We start from the raw sequence: 21,697 nt of genomic DNA on the forward strand, positions 1-21,697 counted from the left end.
GGTTTAATGGGCAAGATCACGGGTTTTCTCGAAATCGAACGGCATGACCGCAAGTACACCCCGGTGGCCGAGCGCGTGAAGCATTTTCACGAATTCGTCGTTCCCCTCTCCGAGAAGGAAACGCGCGACCAGGCCGCGCGATGCATGAACTGCGGCATTCCCTATTGCCACGGCACCGGCTCGGTCGCGCCGGGCACGCCCGGCTGTCCGGTCAACAACCAGATCCCGGACTGGAACGACCTCGTCTATCAGGGCAACTGGGAAGAAGCTTCGCGCAACCTGCACTCGACCAACAATTTCCCGGAGTTCACGGGCCGCATCTGTCCGGCGCCGTGTGAAGCCTCCTGCACGCTCAACATCGACGACAACCCGGTCACCATCAAGACCATCGAATGCGCGATCGTCGACCGCGCCTGGGACAATGGCTGGCTGAAGCCCGAAATCGCCGCCCACAAGACCGGCAAGAAGGTCGCGGTGATCGGCTCCGGTCCGGCCGGCATGGCGTGCGCGCAGCAGCTCGCGCGCGCCGGGCACGACGTGCATCTGTTCGAGAAGTTCGCCAAGGCCGGCGGCCTGCTGCGTTACGGCATCCCCGACTTCAAGATGGAAAAGAACGTGATCGACCGTCGCGTGGCGCAGATGGAAGCCGAAGGAGTCACCTTCCACTACAACAGCCATGTCGGCACGGAGGGCAATGTCGATCCGCGCGAGATGCTCAACGAATACGACGCCCTGGCGCTGACCGGTGGCGCGGAAGCCCCGCGCGACCTGCCGATCCCCGGCCGCGATCTCGCCGGCATCCACTACGCCATGGACTTCCTGCCGCAGCAGAACCGCCGCGTCTCCAACGAGCCGCTCAATGGCGTCCAGGAGATTCTGGCGGGCGGCAAGCACGTCGTCGTCATCGGCGGCGGCGACACCGGCTCCGACTGCATCGGCACCTCTCTGCGCCAGGGCGCGTTGTCGGTGACCCAGCTCGAGATCATGCCCGCCCCGCCCGAGCGCGAGAACAAGGGCCTGACGTGGCCGTACTGGCCGCTCAAGATGCGGACGTCCTCCAGCCAGGCCGAAGGCGCGGTGCGCGAATACGCCGTGCTGACCCAGAAGTTTTCCGGCGAGAACGGCCAGGTCAAGAAGCTGCACTGCGTGCACGTCGACGACAAGTTCAAGCAGATTGCCGGCACCGAGTTCGAGCTCGATGCCGACCTCGTCCTGCTCGCCATGGGTTTCGTCCATCCCGTGCACGAGGGCCTCCTGAAGCTGCTCTCGGTCGAGCTCGACCCCCGCGGCAACGTCCAGGCTAACACGCTCGACTACCAGACCTCGCGCCCGAACGTGTTCACCGCCGGCGACATGCGCCGCGGCCAGTCGCTGGTGGTCTGGGCGATCCGTGAAGGTCGGCTGTGTGCCCGTTCGATCGACACGTTCCTGATGGGGAAGACGGATCTGCCGCGGTAGTCGCGGTACTCTCCGGTCATTCCGCGACGCGCGAAGCGCGAGCCCGGAATGACGAGCGAGAAAGCCGCGCCTTCGCGGCTCACTGCCGCCGCTAATTCTGCAGCCTCACCCCAAGCATCACCACCGTCCCCTGCGAGCTCGAGCCCGCGACGCTCGAATCCAGGATGTCATGGCGCAGCGTGCCCTTGACCCAGATGTTGCGGTTGAGCTTGTAGATCAGATTGCTTTCGAACGAGTAGGTCTTGTCGTTGCGGTTCTGGCCCTGGTAGTCGAGCGTGCCGTAGGTGAACTTGCCGACGGCCGTCAGCCAGCGGCGGAAATCGTGGTCGACTTCGGCCGAATAGGTGCGCACCAGGACGCCTGAGGAGCCGGGGACCGTGGTCTCGGCGATCTGCGTGTCGGTGAAGAATTTCACCGTGGTGAGGCCGCTCGCGTTCCAGATCAGCGATCCCGTGGTCAGGAGCCCCGCGAGCTGGCTGAGGCGCGGGTCGGTATAGTTGCGCGCGGAATAGCCGACCGAGATTTCGCCGATGAGGATGCGCGAAAACTCGAAGGACGTGCCGACCTTGGCGTAGCCGCCGTTGGAATCGCGGAAGTAGCCGTTGCGGTCGGCGGCCAAATCATGGACGCGGGTGTCGCCCTGGATCTCGACGAACGGCTTGAGACCCGGCTTCAGGTCGTAGGAGAATCGCCCGACGCCGCCATATTGATTGAAGTCGCGGTCGGTATTGCCAAAGGTCGAGCCGTCGGTGAGCTTGGAGTCCGTGTAGGCCGTGCGATCGACCGTGGCGCCGGCGGCGACCTGGAAACGGTTGAAGGTCTGGTCGAAGCCGATTGTGGTGCCATAGGCGGCATAGACTGGATATCTCTGCAGGCCGGCCTGCACGTTCGGGCTACCGGGATTGTCGGTGGCGAGCCGCAGGCGCAGCTGCGAGAGCAGCTTGAAATCGCGGGTGACATCAAGGCGGCCGTCGATATGGCCGGTGAAATCGGGACGATTGGCCTCGACCGGCGACGGCGAGGCGAAGCCGTCGATCGACGCCGGCATATTGTTGGTGTAGCCCGTGAACGAGCCGCGCAGATCGGCGACCAGCGCATGGCGCTCCCAATCCGATACCACCAGCAGATCGGGCGCGACTACATAGGCCGGCGAGCCGACCGGCTTGTTGAGCCGGGTCGGATTGGTGTCGTAGCCGGCGGAGAGCTCGAGCCCGCCCTTGATCAGGAAGCTGCCGGCATAGTCGCCGACGGCTCCGAAGGCGTCGTCATCCGCCTTGAGACGGCGGCGCTGCGGCTGGCCGGGCACGGTGCCCGCCATCGCCGCCGGCACGGGTGCCTTGTTTGCGGACGCAGATGGCGGCGGCGCGAGCCGCGGCAGGCCGAGCGTGGAGGCGGGCGGCGTTGTTGATGGCACCGGCGAGCCGGGACCGGCAGACCGCTTCGGCTTCGGCTGGCCCGGATGGAGCTTGGGTTGCTGTCGCTTGCGGTTGAGCGAGTCGTAGCCGGAGCTGCTGGCGCCGGTGGCGGCCGGAAGGCCGTAGGTCGGGACCTGACCGATGCGCGAGGTCGCCGGCGTCTGCTGGCGCTTGCGCGGATCGGCACTGGCATCGGGCATGGCCGGCAGCGCATCCGACGGCGCCTGCGGCACCCCCGCCGTACGGCGCGTCGGCAGCGTCTCGGGCGAGGCGAAGCCGCCGCGGTTGGGATTGAACAGATCGGGCGTGAGGCTCTGGGCGGCCGCGGGCGCGCTTCCAAGGGCCGTCAGCGCAACGCAGGGGACAAGACACGGCAAAGCAGCGCGCAGGAATTGCGCGCGTTTGCTCCGGCCATTGCCTGGAGACGACCCCACGATGGAACAACTCCAACGAAATCAAACACTTTCACGATGACGCCCACCGGCTGGCGGGAACCATCGTTAATGGAGTTAAAACAATTATGGTTAATGACCCGTTGAGGCTCCGGGCAGGCTCGTCGCCTCACGGGCTGCGGCGTGCTAATGAGGCGCCGACCGGGCGAACGCCCCTTCCTCCCTGGACCAGAACATGCCGAGTTCGAAACCGCTGATGACCGCATCATCCGGCCCCATCCCCGACAGCGTCGAATCCGCGCTCCGCACGCTGGAGACGGAGAGCGGCGGCATCAACGCGCTCGCAGCCGCCCTGCGTGGTCCGCTGGGCGAGACGTTTGCCAGGGCGGTCGACCTGATCCGCAACGCCAAGGGCCGCGTCATCGTCACCGGGCTCGGCAAGTCAGGCCATATGGGACGCAAGATCGCCGCGACGCTGGCTTCGACCGGCACGCCCGCCTTCTTCGTGCACGCCGCAGAGGCCGGTCACGGCGATCTCGGCATGATCACCACCGACGACGTCATCATGGCGCTGTCCTGGTCCGGCGAGCAGCCGGAGATGAAGAACATCGTGAACTATTCGGCGCGCTTCGCCATCCCCATGATCGCGGTGACGTCGAACGCGGCCTCCTCGCTGGGACAAGCCGCCGACGTCGTGATCGAGCTGCCGAAGGCGCGCGAGGCCTGCCCGCACAATCTGGCGCCGACCACCTCGACCATGATGCAGGTGGCGGTCGGCGACGCCATCGCGATCGCGCTGCTCGAAGGCCGCGGCTTTACCGCGCTGGAGTTCGCGCATTTCCACCCCGGCGGCAAGCTGGGGGCGATGCTGAAATTCGTTCGCGACTACATGCGCACGGGCGCCGAGATCCCGGTCAAGCCCATGGGCACCAAGATGTCGGAGGCGGTGGTCGAGATGTCGGCCAAGGGTCTCGGCTGCGTCTGCATCGTCAACGAGGCCAATGAGGTCGCCGGCATCATCACCGACGGCGATTTGCGCCGCCACATGCGTCCCGACCTGCTGGCGGCATCGGTCGACGACATCATGACAAAGCAACCGAAAACGGTGCCGCCCTCGATGCTCGCGACCGAGATGATCGAGGTGCTGAACACTCGCAAGATTACGACGCTGGTCGTGACCGAGGCGGGCAAGGTGGTGGGCATCGTGCATCTGCACGATTTGCTGCGAGCGGGCGTGGCGTAAGGCGCGCGCAATCTCTCTCCACGCCCTCATTGCTAGCGCAGCGAAGCAATCCAGACTGCCTCCGCAGAAGGCAATCTGAATGCTTTTTCGCAAGAGTTTTTCGTAAACACGGCGGCTAGATCTGCGCCGGAAACCGGATCGCCTTATCCTCCAGAGGCAAGCGCAGCCCGTTCGCCAGGTACGACACCGTGCGATAGAAGCCGCACAAGAGCATGATCTCCAGGATCTGCGGCTCGTCGTAGTGTACAGAGAGCGCCGCGAATTCCTCGTCCGTGAATGTTGCACGGTGATGCAGTGCGTCCACTGCGGCGATCAGCGCCTGTTCGCCCGGCGACCAGCACGAGGACGTCGCATAGCCCCAGACCGTCGCACTCACTTCATCCTCCGTGAGCTTTGCCGGCCTGGCGAACACGGCGACATGCACGCCCCATTCATATTCGCATTTGTTCAGCGCGCAGGTGCGATCGATGACGATCTCGCGCAGGCGCAGGGAAAGCGGACCGGGATCAAGCAGGCCGCCGGCACGGAACTTGTCCCAGGCACGGCCGTGACCCGCCATGACCCGGAACAGCATCAGCGGCGGCGCGCCGCGCATGACGCGGTCGAACTGCGCCTGGATCTCCGGAGGATAAGGCGGGGTGAGCGGCGCGATGCGCGGCGTGGATTGGGACAAGAGCCGCCTCCTTTGCTACATTTATTGTAGCGATACGCTACATTATCTGTAGCAGACCGCAAGAGGGAGATGATGGCCAAGCAGGCTGACACGAAGACGCGGGGGTCGCGCACCGGACGGCCGGTCATGGCGCTGCTGGACCTGCTCGGCCGGCGCTGGAGCCTGCGAATATTGTGGGAGTTGCGCGGCGAGCCCCTCACCTCACGTGCGCTGCGCACCGCCTGCGACGAGGCCTCGCCGACAGTGCTGCAAGCGCGGCTGACGGAGCTGCGCGAGGCAGGCTTCGTCGAGCTCGGCGAAGGCGGGGGTTACGGACTGACGCCGCTAGGGCGAGAATTGTGCGCGACATTCATGCCGCTGCACCGGTTTGCGGAGAGATGGAGGAGGTAGCCGTCTCTTGCTCTTCCCTGGAGGGTAAGAGACGGCTACGCCGCCGCTACCGTCAGATTCGCGCCATCCACCTGCACCACCTTCACCCGCGTTCCCGCCGGCGTATCGGGGCCAGCCACGCGCCACACGGTATCGCCCAGGCGCACGGTGCCGCTGCCGTCGATGATCGGCTTCTCCAGGGTGAACTCCCGCCCGAGCAGCGCCTCGGTGCGCTTGTTGAGGAAGGGGCTCACGCTCGTATCCGGCTTCGGCCGGGCCAGGCGTCGCCACACCGGCACGGCGGCGGCGGCGAAGATCGCGAACATCACGAGCTGGATTTGCCAGGACACGGCAACAGTGAACGAGATCAACCCCACCAGCAGCGCGGCGAGCCCGAGCCAGAACAGGAAGATGCCCGGCGCCATCACCTCCAGCGCCATCAGGATGAAGCCGAAGATCAGCCAGTTCCAGCTGCCGAGCGATACGAACATGTCAGTCATGACACGACCTTCCATCATTGGCGCATGCTCCTATCGAAGGGTCATGCGCCGGTGACTATCCCTGCCGCGGCGGCACCGCCGGCGGCGTGCTGCCGGTCGGCGGCACGGAGCCCGGGCGGCGAGCGGCAGATCCAGGGGCTGCGCTCTCGCCGAATGTTGCTTTTGCGATTTCGCCGATGCCGGCGAGCGAGCCCAGCATGCTCATCGCTTCGACCGGAAGCATGATCACCTTCTGGTTCGGCGAGTCAGCCAGTTGCCCGAACGCCTTGATATATTTGTCGGCGATGAAATAGTTCAACGCGGCGACGTCGCCCTTGGAAATGGCTTCGCTCACCATCTGAGTGGCCTTCGCCTCGGCCTCCGCCGAACGCTCGCGTGCCTCGGCGTCGCGGAACGCGGCTTCCTTGCGACCTTCGGCCTGCAGGATCTGGCCCTGCTTGGCGCCTTCGGCGCGCAGGATCTCCGACTGGCGCTGGCCTTCAGCGGCCAGAATATCGGCGCGCTTGACGCGCTCGGCTTTCATCTGCCGTCCCATCGCCTCGACGAGATCGGCCGGCGGTACGATATCCTTGATCTCGATGCGGTTGACCTTCAGGCCCCAAGGCGAGACCGCGGCATCGACAACGCGCAGCAGGCGCTCGTTGATCTCATCGCGATGCGACAACACCTGGTCGAGATCCATCGCACCCATCACCGAACGGATGTTGGTCATGGTCAGGACGGTGATGGCCTGCGTCAGGTTGGAAACCTCGTAGCTCGCCTTGGCGGCGTCGAATACCTGGTAGAACGCGACGCCGTCCACCGTCACGGTGGCGTTGTCCTTGGTGATGACCTCCTGCTCGGGAATGTCGATCACCTGCTCCATCATGTTGATCTTGCGTCCGACGCGATCGAAATAAGGCACGATCAGATTGAGCCCGGGGCTGAGCGTCTGGGTGTATTTGCCGAACCGCTCGATGGTCCAGTCATAGCCCTGCGGCACCGTCTTCACGCCGGCGACCAGCGTGACGATGACGAGCAATACCAGAACAATCGCGAAAATGTCGAAACCGCTCATATTTCCTCCAAGGCAGAAAAAGACCTTCCCGCGCTGTCATTGGTCGGGATCGCAACTCTACCGGTTCAGCGGTCGCAAGTAACGTCGGCACCGGCGCAATTATGGACAAGATGGGTGGAGAGGGAGCGGTCTCGATATGTATTTGCGGAAAGCCCTTGAAAGCGCGCAGGCTCAGACCTAGCGACAGATATTAACGCATCCGGCGATGCGGTCCGCTGCGGACGGCTTCATTCGATGACATCGTTCGCGATTGCGAGCAGGCCCGCGGGAAGCGTGACGCCAAGCGCCTTGGCCGACTTCAGATTGATCGTCAGCTCGAACCTGGTCGGATTCTGAACCGGCAGATCGGCCGCCTGCGCGCCCTTCAGAATGCGGTCGATGTAGGCGGCGGCGCGGCGCAGCTGCTCGGCGCTGTCGGTGCTGTAGGACATCAGCCCACCCTCCTCGACGAAGGTGCGGCTCCAGAACACCGCCGGCAAGCGAGCCTCACCGATCGTCCCCAGCAGTTGCGCGCGATTGGCCATCGTGAAGAAATCAGGCAGGACCAGGAAGCCGCCGTCCTTGCGCTCAGCCAGCGCCGCGATCGAGCCGGCGTCGTTTACCGGGGCGGGCTCGACGGCCACGCGAAGCGCCTTTGCTGCCTCCTCGATCGTGCGCAGCATCAGGGGCGCGAATGGCGCGGTCTCGGGATTGTAGACGATGAAGACGCGGCGAACGGGTGGGGTGACCTGCGTCAGCATCTCCAGCCATTTGCCGGCGAGCGGACCGTCGTAATCGGTGAAGCCGGTGACGTTGCCTCCGGGATGTGCGAGGTTTTCCACAAAACCCTGGCTGACGGGATCGGTGACGACGGCGAACACGATCGGGATCGCCGTGGTGCGCCGGCGCAACTCCTCGACCGAGGGCGTGCCGACCGCGAGCAGGATGTCAGGCTTGAGCCCGATCAACTCGTCGGCAAGCTGCGCCATGCGGGCGCGGTCGCCGCCACCGCTGCGCCAGTCGATCCTGAGGTTGTCGCGCTCCTTCCAGCCGTGGCCGGCGAGCGCCTCGACCAGGACCATGCTGCGCGTCTGCCCGATCGCATCATCGGCAGCCGCGACCGAGAGCACGCCGAGCCGCCGCGTCGCATTCGGCTGCTGCGCTAGTAGCGGGGCCGGCAGCGCCGCGATCATCCCAAGAAGCGCCAGGCACAAGCGGCGGTTCATGGGGCGCTCCTCAGATCCAGCCCTGAAGCTCACGCAGCACCAGGGTGCGGATTACGTCCATCCCCGGCTCGCTGTCGTTCAGGCAGGGGATCGCGGAAAATTGCTCACCGCCATTGTGCTTGAATATCTCCGCGTTCTCCTGCGCGATCTCCTCCAGCGTCTCCAGGCAGTCGGCGGAAAAGCCGGGCGTCACCACCGCGATGCGGCGCAGGCCTTCCTTGGCGAGCCGCTCCATGGTCTTGTCGGTGTAGGGCTGGAGCCACTCGGCATTGCCGAAGCGCGACTGGAAGGTGAGCAGCAGTTTTGTCTCGTCCATGCCGAGCCGGCGACGCAGTGCCTGCGTGGTCGCGATGCAGTGCTGCTGATAGGGATCGCCCTTGTCGACATAGGATATCGGCATGCCGTGGAAGGACGCCACGATCAGCTCAGGCTCGAAGGACAGCGTCGTTAGATGCGCCTCGATCGAGGTCGCGAGCGCCTCGATATAGGCTGCGTCCTCGTAGTAAGGCGGCGTCACCCGCAGCGTGGGCTGATTGCGCAGGCGGGCCAGCACGCGGAACACTTCGTCGCAGACGGTCGCCGAGGTCGGAGCGGAATATTGCGGATAGAGCGGCACCACCAGGATGCGCTCGCAGCCTTTCGCGATCAGCGCGTCGATGCCCGACTTGATCGAGGGATTGCCGTAGCGCATCGCCCAGTCCACCACGACGTGGCCGCTGTCCGACAAGGCGGCCGACAGCTTGTCGCTCTGCGACCGCGTGATGGTCTTCAGCGGCGACTCGTTCTTCTCGGTGTTCCAGATCTTCTGGTAATCCAGCGCCTTGGTACGGGGACGGCTGCGCAGGATGATCCCGTTCAGCACCAGCTGCCAGACCAGGCCCTGGTCCTCGATGACGCGGGCGTCCGAGAGAAACTCCTTGAGATAGACCCGCACGCCCGGCGCATCGGCCGTATCCGGTGTTCCGAGATTGACCAGGAGCACGCCGACGCGCGGCAAGGCGGATTGGGCGGCCGGTCTCGCGGCCTTGATCGGGACGACACTGGTCATGCCCTGTGGGTCGCGCGTTGGTCCGAACTTGTCAAGATGAGCCAGGCATCGCTAGGGTCGCACCCAGGGGGAGGGGCTCATGACACTGGCGGAATGGTGCGTCTTTGGAGCGCTGCTGCTCTATCTGTCTACGATCGCCGCGGTCAAATGGATCAGGTTTCGCCGCTTCGACAATTCGCGGCCTCGTGACCCTGCCTTCTATGAGGACGCGCTCTCGCAGCGCGCGCTGGGCGCGCACCAGAACGGGATCGAGACCTTTCCGTTCTTTGCCTTCGCGGTGCTGCTCGCCGAATATAGGGATTCGCCGCAGCGGCTGATCGACGAGCTCGCGGCATTGTTCCTGATCGTCCGGATCGCCTATGTGCTGACCTATCTCGGCAACCGCCCGACGCTGCGCTCGATCCTCTGGACCGTCGGCTTTGCGATCAACCTCGGGATCTTTTTCATGCCGGCGTTGAAGCTGTTTCTGCCGGTGTGAGCGGCCTCACGCCGACAGATGGCGCTCCCGCGTCGCGATCAGCGCCCGCATCGATGCCGGGATCGTGACCGGACGATGGGTCTTCTGGTCCGTGTAGACCCATACGATCTCGCCGGTCACCAGCGCGTCGGTGCCACCCTTCCGAAAGATCGCGAGCTCGAAGACAAGACTCGAATTGCCGATCCGCGCCACGCGCGTGCCGACATCGAGCTCCCAGTCGAACCGGACCGGCGCTTTGTACTCGACGACGGATTTGACGACGTGAAAGTCGATGCCGCTCGCCTGCGCATCCGCATATTGGTCGAAGCCCAGCGCGCGGAAATATTCGGTGATGGTGGTGTCGAAATAGGTCAGGTAGTGCGCGTTGAAGACGACGCCCTGGCCGTCGATCTCGGAATAGCGCACCCGGAACGGATGGAAGAACCAGAAATTTTCGCGCGACACGGAATCCCCCCGACAGCCTCAAAAACACGTCGTCCGTTCGGCGGCGACGTAGCCGAACAAGAGGCCGGCGCCCAACAGCAACACGAGGCCGGCGGCGCCGAATTCGATGGCGCGCATGAACAGCGCGCCGCCGCCGTCGCGTCCGGCGCTGAGGCGGGCGGCGATGTCCTTGGCGAAGACCGCGACGACCGCGATGGCCGCGACCGTGATCGCGGTGCCGAGCCCCATCAGGAAGGTCGCGGCAATACCGGCCCAGAACAGGCCCTGGGCGAGCGCGAACACCAGCACCAGGATCGCACCCGAACAGGGACGGATGCCGACGGTGAGGATCGCCGCAAAACCACGCCGCCAGCCGCCGGGCCCGGCGAGCTCACTCGGGGTCGGGCCGTGGGAATGGCCGCAATGCTCGTCATGGGCGTGATCGTGGGCATGGTGATGATGCGCGTGACCATGGTCGCCGGGATGATGCCCATGCGCATCATGATGATGGTGATGGTCGTGATCGTGATGAAGCGGCACGCCGGCGATGGCCGGCACCGGCTGGGCCGCCTGCAGCGCGCGGATGAAAGTGCGGCCCTTGACCCAGACGAGGCGCAGCCCGAACAGCGCGATCAAGGCGTAACTGGCGATCTCGATTACGCCTTCCGCCTTGCACATGGTCTTGGCGGTCGCATTCAGGACCCAGGCCGAAATGCTGACGATCAGGATCGCCACCAGCGACTGCATCAGGGCGGAGGCAAACGACAGCGCAATGCCGCGCCGCGCGGTCTCTCGGTTGGCGACGAGATAGGAGGCGATCACCGCCTTGCCGTGGCCGGGGCCGGCGGCGTGGAAGATGCCGTAAGCAAACGAGATGAACAGCAGCGTCCACACCGCCGAGCCGTCGGACTTGGCCGCGCGAATGCTCACTGACATCTGGCGATAGAATTCGGACTGCTTTGCCAGGAGCCAGCCGATCAGGCCGCTGGCCTCGGGCTCGGCCGCCTGCGCGGGGCGCGGCGCGCCAAAGGGGTTTTGCGCGAGGAGATCGTGACGCGCGGCATCAGCGACGACGAGCACGACGATAACCGCGGCGCAGGCAAGAAGCCCGCGGGCGAGCGGGGAAAGAAGACGACCGATCAAGGGCAATCCACCGTGACCTTGTTGGCAAACATCATGCCGAAATTGGTGTTCTCGCCGTTCAGAAAGGTCTGCTCGTTGAGCTTCTGCGCACTGGCGGAGCCGTCGCTCGGCCGGTCAAGCTTCATCTGACAGCCGGCGGGCGCGCCGACCAGCTTGACCGGATTGTCTTTGGCCATCTGGAAGTCGATGAAGAAGGAACGGTCGAACACTTCGAGCATCAGTTGCTTGGGCTTGACCGGGTTCTTCAAAGGCAGCGTGAAGTGCAGGGTCAGCACCGTGTCCTTGTAGTCGAGGAAATAATCGACCGGTTCCTGGAATCGCTCCTTCTTGCCGTCGGCTCGCGCAAAGGTGAAGTAGGCATATTCCTTCAGCGACTCGACATTGGTCTGCGCCAGCGGCACGAGCTCCTCGCGCGTATAGGCGCCCTTGGTCTTGCTCTCGAGCCCCTGCACCGCATAGGCCGAGAACATGTCGTCGAAGGTCCAGGCATGGCGGACCCCGGTGATGCTACCGTCGGCTGCATAGAGCAACTCGCTGGTCGCGGTGATCCAGACATGCGGATGCGCCCGCGCTGTGCCCGCCGCGAGTGCGAGGCCCAGGGCGAGCAGGAGTCCGAGCAGGCCGCGCACGCCCATCAGGCTGCCTGCGGGGCGTCGAGCAGGCCGCGACGGCGGAGCAGCGCGTCGGGCTCGGGCGGCCGGCCGCGGAAGGCCTGGTAGGCCGCTTCCGGATCAACCGATCCGCCGCTCGAGTAGATGTCGTCGTGCAGGCGTTTTGCCACGGCAGGATCGAAGATGTTGCCGACCTCCTCGAACGCGCCGAAGGCGTCGGCGTCCATCACCTCGGACCACATGTAGCTGTAATAGCCGGCGGCATAGTGGTCGCCAGTGAAGATGTGACCGAACTGCGTGGGACGGTGACGCAGCGCGATCTCCTCGGGCATGCCGATCTTCTCGAGCTCCTTCTTTTCGAAGGCACGGACATCCTGCGCAGCGGAAGCTGGCTGGGTGTGGAACTCGAGGTCGACCAAGGCCGAGGAGACGAACTCGACCGTGGCAAAGCCCTGGTTGAATTTTCGCGCGGCGAGGAACCGTTGCAACAACTCGTCCGGCAGCGGCTCGCCGGTCTGATAGTGACGGGCGAACTTCTGCAGCACCTCGGGCCGCTCCTGCCAGTGCTCATACAGCTGCGAGGGCAGCTCGACGAAATCCGTGAATACCGAGGTACCCGACAGCGAGGGATAGGTCACGTTGGAGAGCATGCCGTGCAGGCCGTGGCCGAACTCGTGGAATAGGGTACGGGCGTCGTCGGGCGACAGCAGCGATGGCTCGCCGCCAGCTCCCTTGGCAAAATTGCAGATATTGAGGACGAGCGGCGCGACGTCCCCGTCGAGCTTCTGCTGGTCGCGCAGCGAGGTCATCCAGGCGCCGGAGCGCTTCGACGGCCGGGCGAAGTAGTCGCCATAGAACAGCGCCTTGTGCTTGCCGTCGGAGCCCTTGACCTCCCAGACCCGGACGTCGGGATGCCAGACCGGAACGTCCTTGCGCTCCTCAAAGGTGATCCCGAACAGGCGCGTGGCGCAGTCGAAGGCGGCTTCGATCATGTGGTCGAGCGAAAGATACGGCTTGATCGCCGCGTCATCGAAATTGGCGCGCTGCAGGCGCAGCCTCTCGGCGTAGAAGCGCCAGTCCCAGGGAGCGAGCTGGAAATTGCCGCCCTCCTCCGTGATCAGCGCCTGCATCTCGTCGCGGTCGGCGAGCGCGCGGGCGCGCGCCGGCTTCCAGACCCGCTCCAGCAGGCCCCGCACCGCGTCCGGCGTCTTGGCCATGGAATCCTCGAGCCGGTAGGCGGCGTAGGTCGGATAGCCCAAGAGGTTCGCGCTCTCTTCGCGCAGCTTCAGGATCTCGACGATGGTTCCGTTGTTGTCGTTGGCATTGCCGTTGTCGCCCCGCGCGATGAAAGCCTTGTAGACCTTCTCCCGCAGGTCGCGGCGGGCAGAGCTCTTCAGGAACTGTTCGACCGAGGAGCGCGACAGCGTGACGATGGCCTTGCCTGCCATGCCCCGCTCTTCCGCCGCAGCCTTGGCGCTGGCGACGAAGCTCTCCGGCAGGCCCTGGCGATCGGCCTCGCCAAGCTCCATGAACCAGTCCTGCTCGTCCCCGAGCAGATGATGGCTGAAGCCGGTGCCGAGCTGGGCCAGCTTCTCGTTGATCTCGGCCATCCGCGTCTTGGCCTCCTCGGAGAGGCCGGCGCCGGCGCGGTGGAAGCGGGTGTAGGTGCGCTCCAAGAGGCGGAGCTGCTCGGGCGTGAGAGCGAGATCGGCGCGGTTCTCGTGCAGCTGGGCGATGCGGCCAAAAAGCACGGCGTTCATCATGATCGGATTCCAGTGCCGCGCCATCCGCAAGGAGACCTCCTTGTCGATCTCCAGGATGACCGGGTTGGAATGCGCCGAGACGAGGTCGTAGAAGACGGCGGCAACCTTGCTCAACAGCTTGCCCGAGCGCTCCAGCGCCGTGATGGTGTTGGCGAAGTCGGGCGCGGCGGGATCGTTGGTGATCGCAGCGATCTCGGCGGAGTGGTCGGCGAAGGCCTGCTCGAAGGCCGGGAGGAAGTGCTCCGGCTTGATCTCGTCGAAAGGCGGGGTCGCAAACGGCGTCACCCAGGCCTTCAGCAGCGGATTGGTCTCGGAGTCCGTAATCTGGCGGGGTTCTGACATCGCAAGTCCCGATTTTCATGGCTCGATTGTTGCGACCAGCTATAGCACGCGATGGGGCTTTTTTGGGCCATTTGGCCTTGCTCCCGGCCGCCTTTTCAGGGAGATTGCGGCCCTCGACAGACACGGATCCCTGAGCTCATGAACGCGCCTTCCTCGTCTTCCCGTCAGATCGCCTGGCCAAGCGTCATCACCGTCATCAGCGCCGCCATCCTGATCGGCGCCGAAGTGTTCGGCGCGGCTTTTGCCGGCGGCTGGGCGCTCGCGATCCTGATCGGCCTCGGCGATCAGGGCGCGCACATCCTGCAAGCCGTGCTGTTCGCACTCGGCGTGCTGGTGATGACCGCCTTCATCCGCGCAGCTCAGCGCGTCGAGCCGTTCACGAAGCGCCCCTGACGCTGCTCGCGCGCGAGTGACGCGCACACGAGGCTCAAAAACTTAACGCCCGTTCATCTTCCGCGTCGCTCGCGCAACACTGCGCAAGCAGATGTTAGGCAATTCTGTTGCCAGCCTAAAAAATCTCTTGCGAAGCAGAGTCAAAACACCTATGTGCGGATTGCCCAATTTCGCACGTGCCTGTGGTCGTGTGTCAGTCGGTAGGTATCCGGACAAGAGGCCGGACAGCCGCCAAGGGGTGAAGAAGCCGAGGGGCTCTTCGGAAGTGCGGAAGTCGGAAGGCCCATAGCCGGAAGACGAAAGCAAACCCGGAGCGCCCAGCATCTCTCTCAAGAGATGCCTTGTCGAAGGTGACTTCACTTCTTGCAACCGTGACTGGCAGCCGGAGGCGAACCGGCGCACCCCGCTCTCAACGGGGGACGCGACTTAAAGCAACGACGGATCGGGCTTTTTTGGTCTCTACCGGCAGTCCAACGCCGGCGCGGGCTACTGAAAAGGCTTGTCCTTCATTGCCAGGTGTGCGGGCGGGAAACTCTCCCAACCAATCCACGGCAGCACAATTCGGTCTAGGGTTTTAGCCCTGTCGCGTCTCCATCGTGCGGCAGCGGCGAAGCACCCTCGTCCGAGAACCGCTTTGAACGAGCTCCGTCGCTGGGGCCGCTTTGGAGAGTGCTATGACCGAACGTATCCAGGAATTCCTGCGCAACCGCCGCAAGGATGGCCTCGACACCGAGCCGTGCCTCGTCGTCGACCTCGAGGTCGTGCGCGACAATTACCAGACCTTCGCCAAGGCGCTGCCCGACAGCCGCGTGTTCTACGCCGTCAAGGCGAACCCGGCGCCGGAAGTGCTGGCGTTGCTCGCATCCATGGGCTCCTGCTTCGACACCGCGACGGTCGCCGAGATCGAGATGGCGCTGGCCGCGGGTGCGACGCCCGACCGCATCTCCTTTGGCAACACGATCAAGAAGGAGCGCGACATCGCGCGGGCCTTCGCGCTCGGCATCCGGCTGTTCGCGGTCGATTGCTCGGCCGAAGTCGAGAAGATCGCCCGTGCCGCCCCCGGCGCGAAGGTGTTCTGCCGCATCCTCTATGATTGCGCCGGCGCCGAGTGGCCGCTGTCGCGGAAGTTCGGCTGCGACCCGGAAATGGCCGTCGAGGTGCTCGACGTCGCCAAGCGCCTGGGCTTGGAGCCGTGTGGCATCTCGTTCCATGTCGGCTCGCAGCAACGCAAGGTGAAGGCGTGGGACCGCGCGCTCGCGATGGCCTCGCAGGTGTTCCGCGACTGCGCAGAGCGCGGCATCAACCTGTCCATGGTCAACATGGGCGGCGGCTTCCCGACCAAGTACCTGAAGGACGTGCCGCCGGTGGTGACCTACGGCCGCTCGATCTTCCGCGCGCTGCGCAAGCACTTCGGCAACCAGATCCCGGAGACCATCATCGAGCCGGGCCGCGGCATGGTGGGCAATGCAGGCATCATCGAATCCGAAGTCGTGCTGATCTCGAAGAAGAGCGACGAGGACGAGGTGCGCTGGGTCTATCTCGACATCGGCAAGTTCGGTGGTCTCGCCGAAACCATGGACGAGTCGATCCGCTACGCCATCCGCACCCGTCACGACGGCGCGGACATGACGCCGTGCGTGCTCGCAGGACCGACCTGCGACAGCGCCGACGTGCTGTACGAGAAGAGCCCGTATCCGCTTCCCGTCACGCTCGAGATCGGCGACAAGGTGCTGATCGAAGGCACCGGGGCCTATACGTCGACCTACTCGTCGGTGGCGTTCAACGGCATCCCGCCGCTGCGGACGTACCACATCTGATCCGCCTCTGGTTCTGAGGCCTGACCAACCCGGGAGCCGGCTTGCCGGCTCCTCCCTCACCTCTGGATTCTGACGACGTCTTGGACTGGCGTGCCGCTCGCACGTCCGTTCAAGCGGGGACCGATGCGCCATGACTGCTTTTCGGAAGCCACCGATCGCCCTCACCTCGAAAGCCGCTCCGTTCGTGATCCGCGCGGAGCGTGCTGCCGACGTTGCAATGCGTGAAGCGCTGCTCGATGCCTGCTTTGGCGAGAACCGCCATGGCCGCACCTGCCAGCGCCTGCGCGACGGACGCGCACCCGCCACAGGCCTTGCCCTGTCGGCTGCGCGCGAGGGCAAGCTCGTGGGAACCGTGCGGCTTTGGCACGTCAGCGCCGGAGGCAGGCCCGCTCTGGTCCTCGGACCGCTGGCGGTCGACCCTGCCTGCCGCGAGCTCGGGATCGGCGCCGCGCTGATGCATCAAGCGTTGGCCGCCGCCCGGGCGCGCGGCCATGCCGCCGTGATCCTGCTCGGTGATGCCCCCTATTACGCCCGCTTCGGCTTCTCGGGCGAGAAGACCGGCGCGCTGTCGCTGCCCGGCCCGTTCGAGCGCGACCGCCTGCTGGCGATCGAGTTCGCGGAAGGCGCGCTCGACGGCGCCGAAGGGATGATCGTCCCGACCGGCGCGGCCTTGCCTAAACGGAGGTCGGTTCGCGCTCTCCACGCGCGCGCGGCCTAAGGGATCGCCATGATGGTGACGGCCGAAGCCGCCGCGAGCGGCACGGCCGGCGATGCCTGCACTAAGCCTGTTCGTTGGGGGTTGCGCAGGCGCCACAAACGCCCTTTAACCCGCCAAATCCTCCCTCAGTCGAGGCCCAAGACATGTCCCGTCGCCTGATTTCCACCGGCTCGCCGTTTGAGAAGACCGCCGGCTACAGCCGCGCCGTGATCGACGGCGAGTTCGCCTTCGTCGCGGGAACCACGGGCTATGACTACACCACGATGACGATGCCATCAGATGTCACGAGTCAGTCACGCAACTGCTTCAAGACCATCGAAGCTGCCCTGAAGGAGGGAGGTTTCGAGATGGCCGAGATCGTCCGCGTGACCTACTACCTCACCGACATCAAGGACGCAGACGCGCATTTCGCCGTCTGCGGCGAAGTCCTCGGCGACATCCGCCCGGCCGCAACGCTTCTCGTCGTCTCGGCGCTCTACAAGCCCGAGATGAAGGTCGAGATCGAAGCCACTGCCAAGCGCCGCAGCGCCTGATCCACCTCACCCTTGTTCGCCAGCACGTTTCGGAGAAACCATCCTATGAGCCCCGCCTCGCAGATCTACGCGAAGATCACTGGTCCCATCGTCATGGTCGGCTTCGGCTCCATCGGCAAAGGCACGTTGCCTCTGATCGAGCGACATCTCGACTACGACAAGTCGCGCGTCACCGTGATCGATCCCAAGGACGAGGGCCGCAAGGCACATTGCGAGAAGCACAATGTCCGCTTCATTCAGAAGGCCGTGACCAAGGACAATTATCGCGACTTGCTGACCCCGCTGCTGACCGAAGGCGGCGGCCAGGGCTTTTGCGTCAATCTCTCCGTCGATACCGGCTCCACCGACATCATGGAGCTCTGCAACGAACTCGGCGCGCTCTATATCGATACCGTCAACGAGCCCTGGCTCGGCTTCTATTTCGATTCCTCAAAGGGTCCGGAAGCACGCTCCAATTACGCGCTGCGCGAAGCGACGCTGGCTGCCAAGAAGGCGCGCCCCGCGGGCTCGACCACGGCCGTCTCCTGCTGCGGCGCCAATCCCGGCATGGTCTCCTTTTTCGTCAAGCAGGCACTGCTCAATGTCGCCGCCGACCTGAAGCTCAATGCGCCCAAGCCCAAGACCAAGGCCGAATGGGCCGACCTGATGCGGCAGGCCGGCATCAAGGGCATCCATATCGCCGAACGCGACACCCAGCGCTCCAAGAAGCCGAAAGAGCCGGACGTCTTCGTCAACACCTGGTCGGTGGAAGGCTTCCTCTCGGAAGGCGTGCAGCCGTCCGAACTCGGCTGGGGCACTCATGAAAAATGGATGCCCGAGAACGCAAAGACCCACGAAGCCGGCTGCGGCGCCGCCATCTATCTGATGCAGCCCGGCGCCAACACGCGTGTGCGCACCTGGTGCCCGACTCGCGGCGCGCAATACGGCTTCCTCGTCACCCACAACGAGTCGATCTCGATCGCCGACTATTTCACGGTGCGCGACGCCTCGGGCACGGCGGTCTACCGGCCGACCTGCCACTACGCCTACCATCCCGCCGACGACGCCGTGCTCTCGCTGCACGAAATGTTCGGCCGCGCGGCGAAGATGCAGGAAAAGCACCACATCCTCGATGAGGACGAGATCGTCGACGGCATCGACGAGCTCGGCGTGCTGCTGTTCGGCCATGACAACAACGCCTATTGGTACGGCTCGCAGCTCTCCATCGAGGAGACCCGCAAGCTCGCCCCATACCAGAACGCCACCGGCCTGCAGGTGACCTCCGCCGTTCTCGGCGGCATGGTTTGGGCGCTGGAGAACCCGAATGAAGGCATCGTCGAAGCCGATGAGATGGATTTCGATCGTCTCCTGGAAATTCAGCTGCCCTATCTCGGCCCGGTGAAGGGCTTCTATACCGACTGGACGCCGCTGACGGATCGTCCCGGACTGTTTCCCGAGGACATCGACACGAGCGATCCCTGGCAGTTCCGGAATATTCTGGTGCGCTGAGGCGGGGGGACGGGACCGCGCGTCGCGCGGCCCGGAATGCCGGCGGAGAAGCCTACTTCTCCTTGATCGGCGGTGCGATTTTCTCAGCCGGAGCCGGCGGCAATGCCGGCTTGGTTGCGCCCGCCGCCCCCTGTGTCTGCGGATCGGGCCTTGCCGGTTCAGGCGCCGGCGTGGTCGGCCGCTCGCCGCCGGGCTTGGCTTCCGCAGGCTTGTTCTGATCGTCGGACGGCGTGCCCTGGAGCGGCTGCGTCGCCTGGGCCGTCTGGATCCGGGTCTCGGCGCGGATTTGCGCCAGCGACATACCTGAAACCACGACGCCTGCTGCGAACAGCGAGCAGGCGACCATCAGGTCGAGCTTCAGTCTGCGCTTGTCATATTGGCCGGACATGTCGATCACCGCCTTTGTCCGGGATCAACGAAGTCGCCCGTCTGCGGTTCCCCTGCCCGTGGCGGCGGGAACTCGGGTCCAGGAGCCGACCGCGTCCGAACTCACAGCGCCGCCGCGGGTTGAACGCGCACGCCCATCCCCTGCTTTCAAAACAATGACAGATTAAAGCTCGAGCAGGCCGCCATCCCCATTTTCGTCGGCGAACGCCAGCAGCGTGCCCTTGGCGTTCCAGGCGAGCGCCGCGACCGGCGGCGTGCCATTGCGGCGAACCAGGATTTCGGCGCCGTCTTCAAGTCGGACCATCAGCACGGTGCCATCACTGTAGCCGGCGGCGAGGATGTCGTTCTTCGGATGGCACGCGACCGCCGCGACGCGGGCCTGCAGCGGCGCGAGCATCGCGGGTTCCTTGCCCATCGGGCCGTCCTTGCTGCCGAACGGCCAGACGATGACGGTGTCGGCGCCCGAGGTCGCCAGCCCCTTGCCACCCGCGCTCCAGGACATCGAACGGACGCGGCCGGGATAGCCGGTCATGCGCATGTGCCTGTTGTCGGCGAGCCGCCAGCCGTGCAGTGCCGGCTCGTGCATCGCGGTGACGAGAAACTTGTTGTCGGGGCTGAAGGTAACCGCATGATGCGAGCCGGCCCAGGGCAGGAATTCCGCTGATCCTTCCATGTTCGGAAACCACAGCGTCGCGCCGTTGTAATGCGTGATGGCAAGCCGCAGGCCCTTCGGCGCAAACGCGAGCCCGCCGACGGTCGTGGGCACCTCGAGCGACTTCTCCTCGGTCTTGCCGCTCTTGACGGTGGCGATCTTGCCGGCCGACCAGGCGAAGGCGCCATCCGGATGCAGCGCCACCGCGTCGATCCAGCGCCGCTTCGGATCGGTCGCGAGCAGCGTCACCTCGCCCTTGGCATCGAGCGAGACGACCTTGCCGTCGTCGCCGCCCATGATAAGGCGCTTGCCGTCGGAGGCAGTCGAGAGAATGCCGCCGCTGTGCACGGCGACGGTGCTGATCTCACCCTTGGCGTCGACCAACGCGACGTTCTCCTCACCGCCGACGAAGGCGGCGTGAGGCCCGAGGAAGTGCACCGAGGTCACGGCCATGCCGAGCGTGACGGGCTTGACGCGCTCGGTGGCGGAGACGATCGAGGCGGAATCGGGAGCCGGCGTAAACTCTTTCATCACGAGACGATGCAGCTCTCAAAACCCTCGCGAATGGCCTTTTCCGGCAATTCGCGGCCGATGAAGACGAGACGGCTCTCGCGCGGCTCGCCATCCTTCCACTTCCGCTGATGGTTGCCCTCCAGCATCATGTGGACGCCCTGGAAGACGTAGCGGTCGTCGTCGTCGTGGAAGGCGAGGATGCCCTTGGAGCGCAGGATCTTGCCGCCCTCGACCTGCACCAGGTTCTGCAGCCAAGGCATGAACACGTTCGGATCGAGCGGCTTGTCGGTCTTGAGCGACAGCGATTGCATGTCCTCATCGTGATAGTGCTTCAGACCCTGACCGTGATCATGGTGGTGATGATGATCGTGGCCGTGGTGGTGATCGTGGTCGTGGTCATGGTCGTCGGCCGTCAAAAAGTCCGGCTCGATATCGAGGATTCGGTCGAGGTCGAACGCGCCGCGGTCGAGCACGTCGGCCAGCGCCACCGAGCAGCGCTCGGTGCGATGCAGCTTGGCGTAGGGGTTGATGCCGCGAATGCGGGCCTCGACCTCGGCGAGCTCGCCCTTGCTGACGAGATCGATCTTGTTCAATACGATGACGTCGGCAAAGGCGATCTGGTTCTTGGCCTCGGGCGCGTCCTTGAGTCGGTCGGACAGCCATTTGGCGTCGGCAACCGTCACGACCGCGTCGAGGCGGGCGTTCTTCTGCACGTCTTCGTCGACGAAGAAGGTCTGGGCGACAGGTGCGGGATCGGCAAGGCCGGTGGTCTCGACGATGATGGCGTCGAACTTGCCCTTGCGCTTCATCAGGCCATCCATGATGCGGACGAGGTCGCCGCGCACGGTGCAGCAGATGCAACCATTATTCATCTCGAACACTTCCTCATCGGCGCCGATGATGAGGTCGTTGTCGATGCCGATCTCGCCGAATTCGTTGACGATGACGGCGTATTTCTTGCCGTGGTTCTCCGACAGGATGCGGTTCAAAAGCGTGGTCTTGCCGGCACCGAGATAGCCGGTCAGGACGGTCACGGGAATTTTGGAGGAGGTCGCTTCAGACATAAGAACTCCGAC

Annotated in this window: 22 protein-coding genes; 9 read left to right on the top strand and 13 right to left on the bottom strand. The window is 64.8% G+C overall.

Annotated features, from left to right (window positions below):
* Positions 1 to 6: 6 nt before the first annotated feature.
* Positions 7 to 1,458 (top strand): glutamate synthase subunit beta, encoded by a 1,452-nt coding sequence (locus IVB28_RS27160; protein ID WP_247530282.1) that lies wholly within the window; start codon positions 7 to 9, stop codon positions 1,456 to 1,458.
* Between the two features lie 91 nt (positions 1,459 to 1,549).
* On the opposite strand, the gene IVB28_RS27165 is transcribed toward IVB28_RS27160, so the two are convergent.
* A complete protein-coding gene (locus IVB28_RS27165) occupies positions 1,550 to 3,307 on the bottom strand; it encodes an outer membrane beta-barrel protein (protein ID WP_247530284.1) in 1,758 nt (585 codons plus the stop codon).
* Positions 3,308 to 3,500: 193 nt separating this feature from the next.
* Between IVB28_RS27165 and IVB28_RS27170 the strand changes: the two genes are divergently transcribed.
* Entirely contained in the window at positions 3,501 to 4,508 is a 1,008-nt protein-coding gene (locus tag IVB28_RS27170; RefSeq protein WP_247530286.1) for a KpsF/GutQ family sugar-phosphate isomerase, read from the top strand.
* A 115-nt stretch (positions 4,509 to 4,623) separates the two neighbouring features.
* Here IVB28_RS27170 and IVB28_RS27175 read toward each other — a convergent pair whose 3' ends face one another.
* Entirely contained in the window at positions 4,624 to 5,181 is a 558-nt protein-coding gene (locus IVB28_RS27175; RefSeq protein ID WP_247530288.1) for a carboxymuconolactone decarboxylase family protein, read from the bottom strand.
* 72 nt (positions 5,182 to 5,253) lie between these two features.
* Here IVB28_RS27175 and IVB28_RS27180 point away from each other — a divergent pair, with 72 nt between their 5' ends.
* Positions 5,254 to 5,571 carry a winged helix-turn-helix transcriptional regulator gene (locus tag IVB28_RS27180; protein ID WP_247530290.1) on the top strand — a complete coding sequence of 106 codons (318 nt, stop codon included), beginning with the start codon at positions 5,254 to 5,256 and terminating at the stop codon, positions 5,569 to 5,571.
* Positions 5,572 to 5,606: 35 nt separating this feature from the next.
* Here IVB28_RS27180 and IVB28_RS27185 read toward each other — a convergent pair whose 3' ends face one another.
* The 4 genes from IVB28_RS27185 to hemH form a co-directional block, all read right to left on the bottom strand.
* A complete protein-coding gene (locus tag IVB28_RS27185) occupies positions 5,607 to 6,050 on the bottom strand; it encodes an NfeD family protein (RefSeq protein WP_247530292.1) in 444 nt (147 codons plus the stop codon).
* A 55-nt stretch (positions 6,051 to 6,105) separates the two neighbouring features.
* Positions 6,106 to 7,107 (bottom strand): SPFH domain-containing protein, encoded by a 1,002-nt coding sequence (locus tag IVB28_RS27190; protein ID WP_247530295.1) that lies wholly within the window; start codon positions 7,105 to 7,107, stop codon positions 6,106 to 6,108.
* A 227-nt stretch (positions 7,108 to 7,334) separates the two neighbouring features.
* Positions 7,335 to 8,312: an ABC transporter substrate-binding protein gene (locus IVB28_RS27195; RefSeq protein WP_247530297.1), complete on the bottom strand. Its 978-nt coding sequence runs from the start codon at positions 8,310 to 8,312 to the stop codon at positions 7,335 to 7,337.
* 10 nt (positions 8,313 to 8,322) lie between these two features.
* Complete coding sequence (hemH, locus tag IVB28_RS27200; protein ID WP_247530299.1) at positions 8,323 to 9,360, bottom strand: ferrochelatase; 1,038 nt, start codon at positions 9,358 to 9,360, stop codon at positions 8,323 to 8,325.
* 79 nt (positions 9,361 to 9,439) lie between these two features.
* Between hemH and IVB28_RS27205 the strand changes: the two genes are divergently transcribed.
* Positions 9,440 to 9,838, top strand: a complete 399-nt coding sequence (locus IVB28_RS27205) for an MAPEG family protein (RefSeq protein WP_247530300.1) — start codon at positions 9,440 to 9,442, stop codon at positions 9,836 to 9,838.
* A 6-nt stretch (positions 9,839 to 9,844) separates the two neighbouring features.
* Here IVB28_RS27205 and IVB28_RS27210 read toward each other — a convergent pair whose 3' ends face one another.
* Genes IVB28_RS27210 through IVB28_RS27225 form a run of 4 tightly spaced genes read right to left on the bottom strand, consistent with a single transcriptional unit; the run spans position 9,845 to position 14,120 of the window.
* Positions 9,845 to 10,282 (bottom strand): thioesterase family protein, encoded by a 438-nt coding sequence (locus IVB28_RS27210; RefSeq protein ID WP_247530302.1) that lies wholly within the window; start codon positions 10,280 to 10,282, stop codon positions 9,845 to 9,847.
* A gap of 18 nt (positions 10,283 to 10,300) precedes the next feature.
* Entirely contained in the window at positions 10,301 to 11,401 is a 1,101-nt protein-coding gene (locus IVB28_RS27215) for a nickel/cobalt transporter (protein ID WP_247530399.1), read from the bottom strand.
* The gene (locus tag IVB28_RS27220; RefSeq protein WP_247530303.1) at positions 11,401 to 12,039 is read right to left on the bottom strand and encodes a DUF1007 family protein; all 639 of its coding nucleotides are present in this window, start codon (positions 12,037 to 12,039) and stop codon (positions 11,401 to 11,403) included. The genes IVB28_RS27215 and IVB28_RS27220 overlap by 1 nt, the downstream gene beginning before the upstream one ends.
* Positions 12,039 to 14,120 (bottom strand): M3 family metallopeptidase, encoded by a 2,082-nt coding sequence (locus IVB28_RS27225; RefSeq protein ID WP_247530306.1) that lies wholly within the window; start codon positions 14,118 to 14,120, stop codon positions 12,039 to 12,041. The genes IVB28_RS27220 and IVB28_RS27225 overlap by 1 nt, the downstream gene beginning before the upstream one ends.
* 138 nt (positions 14,121 to 14,258) lie before the next feature.
* Between IVB28_RS27225 and IVB28_RS27230 the strand changes: the two genes are divergently transcribed.
* The 5 genes from IVB28_RS27230 (at position 14,259) to IVB28_RS27250 (ending at position 19,069) form a co-directional block, all read left to right on the top strand.
* Complete coding sequence (locus IVB28_RS27230; protein ID WP_247530308.1) at positions 14,259 to 14,513, top strand: hypothetical protein; 255 nt, start codon at positions 14,259 to 14,261, stop codon at positions 14,511 to 14,513.
* A 674-nt stretch (positions 14,514 to 15,187) separates the two neighbouring features.
* Complete coding sequence (locus IVB28_RS27235; protein WP_247530310.1) at positions 15,188 to 16,330, top strand: type III PLP-dependent enzyme; 1,143 nt, start codon at positions 15,188 to 15,190, stop codon at positions 16,328 to 16,330.
* Between the two features lie 130 nt (positions 16,331 to 16,460).
* Positions 16,461 to 17,048 (top strand): N-acetyltransferase, encoded by a 588-nt coding sequence (locus IVB28_RS27240; RefSeq protein ID WP_247530312.1) that lies wholly within the window; start codon positions 16,461 to 16,463, stop codon positions 17,046 to 17,048.
* A 143-nt stretch (positions 17,049 to 17,191) separates the two neighbouring features.
* Entirely contained in the window at positions 17,192 to 17,581 is a 390-nt protein-coding gene (locus tag IVB28_RS27245) for a RidA family protein (protein ID WP_247530313.1), read from the top strand.
* Between the two features lie 45 nt (positions 17,582 to 17,626).
* The gene (locus tag IVB28_RS27250) at positions 17,627 to 19,069 is read left to right on the top strand and encodes a homospermidine synthase (protein WP_247530315.1); all 1,443 of its coding nucleotides are present in this window, start codon (positions 17,627 to 17,629) and stop codon (positions 19,067 to 19,069) included.
* Positions 19,070 to 19,121: 52 nt separating this feature from the next.
* On the opposite strand, the gene IVB28_RS27255 is transcribed toward IVB28_RS27250, so the two are convergent.
* From IVB28_RS27255 to IVB28_RS27265, 3 genes are all read right to left on the bottom strand, one after another.
* Positions 19,122 to 19,457 carry a hypothetical protein gene (locus tag IVB28_RS27255; protein WP_247530317.1) on the bottom strand — a complete coding sequence of 112 codons (336 nt, stop codon included), beginning with the start codon at positions 19,455 to 19,457 and terminating at the stop codon, positions 19,122 to 19,124.
* A 162-nt stretch (positions 19,458 to 19,619) separates the two neighbouring features.
* Positions 19,620 to 20,639 carry a WD40 repeat domain-containing protein gene (locus IVB28_RS27260; RefSeq protein WP_247530319.1) on the bottom strand — a complete coding sequence of 340 codons (1,020 nt, stop codon included), beginning with the start codon at positions 20,637 to 20,639 and terminating at the stop codon, positions 19,620 to 19,622.
* Positions 20,639 to 21,685 carry a GTP-binding protein gene (locus tag IVB28_RS27265; protein ID WP_247530321.1) on the bottom strand — a complete coding sequence of 349 codons (1,047 nt, stop codon included), beginning with the start codon at positions 21,683 to 21,685 and terminating at the stop codon, positions 20,639 to 20,641. Before IVB28_RS27265 ends, IVB28_RS27260 begins: the two co-directional genes overlap by 1 nt.
* Between the last annotated feature and the right edge of the window lie 12 nt (positions 21,686 to 21,697).

Origin of the sequence: Bradyrhizobium sp. 199 (assembly GCF_023073355.1) — a bacterium.
Classification (GTDB): Bacteria; Pseudomonadota; Alphaproteobacteria; order Rhizobiales; family Xanthobacteraceae; genus Bradyrhizobium.

Bases quoted from the DNA above. Each gene is read 5' to 3' on its own strand.
- IVB28_RS27160 (WP_247530282.1), top strand. From the start codon at position 7: ATGGGCAAGATCACGGGTTTTCTCGAAATCGAACGGCATGACCGCAAG.
- IVB28_RS27225 (WP_247530306.1), bottom strand. From the start codon at position 14,120: ATGTCAGAACCCCGCCAGATTACGGACTCCGAGACCAATCCGCTGCTG.
- IVB28_RS27185 (WP_247530292.1), bottom strand. From the start codon at position 6,050: ATGACTGACATGTTCGTATCGCTCGGCAGCTGGAACTGGCTGATCTTC.
- IVB28_RS27235 (WP_247530310.1), top strand. From the start codon at position 15,188: ATGACCGAACGTATCCAGGAATTCCTGCGCAACCGCCGCAAGGATGGC.
- IVB28_RS27195 (WP_247530297.1), bottom strand. From the start codon at position 8,312: ATGAACCGCCGCTTGTGCCTGGCGCTTCTTGGGATGATCGCGGCGCTG.
- IVB28_RS27245 (WP_247530313.1), top strand. From the start codon at position 17,192: ATGTCCCGTCGCCTGATTTCCACCGGCTCGCCGTTTGAGAAGACCGCC.
- IVB28_RS27255 (WP_247530317.1), bottom strand. From the start codon at position 19,457: ATGTCCGGCCAATATGACAAGCGCAGACTGAAGCTCGACCTGATGGTC.
- hemH (WP_247530299.1), bottom strand. From the start codon at position 9,360: ATGACCAGTGTCGTCCCGATCAAGGCCGCGAGACCGGCCGCCCAATCC.
- IVB28_RS27250 (WP_247530315.1), top strand. From the start codon at position 17,627: ATGAGCCCCGCCTCGCAGATCTACGCGAAGATCACTGGTCCCATCGTC.
- IVB28_RS27205 (WP_247530300.1), top strand. From the start codon at position 9,440: ATGACACTGGCGGAATGGTGCGTCTTTGGAGCGCTGCTGCTCTATCTG.
- IVB28_RS27220 (WP_247530303.1), bottom strand. From the start codon at position 12,039: ATGGGCGTGCGCGGCCTGCTCGGACTCCTGCTCGCCCTGGGCCTCGCA.
- IVB28_RS27170 (WP_247530286.1), top strand. From the start codon at position 3,501: ATGCCGAGTTCGAAACCGCTGATGACCGCATCATCCGGCCCCATCCCC.
- IVB28_RS27260 (WP_247530319.1), bottom strand. From the start codon at position 20,639: ATGAAAGAGTTTACGCCGGCTCCCGATTCCGCCTCGATCGTCTCCGCC.
- IVB28_RS27265 (WP_247530321.1), bottom strand. From the start codon at position 21,685: ATGTCTGAAGCGACCTCCTCCAAAATTCCCGTGACCGTCCTGACCGGC.
- IVB28_RS27240 (WP_247530312.1), top strand. From the start codon at position 16,461: ATGACTGCTTTTCGGAAGCCACCGATCGCCCTCACCTCGAAAGCCGCT.
- IVB28_RS27180 (WP_247530290.1), top strand. From the start codon at position 5,254: ATGGCCAAGCAGGCTGACACGAAGACGCGGGGGTCGCGCACCGGACGG.
- IVB28_RS27190 (WP_247530295.1), bottom strand. From the start codon at position 7,107: ATGAGCGGTTTCGACATTTTCGCGATTGTTCTGGTATTGCTCGTCATC.
- IVB28_RS27230 (WP_247530308.1), top strand. From the start codon at position 14,259: ATGAACGCGCCTTCCTCGTCTTCCCGTCAGATCGCCTGGCCAAGCGTC.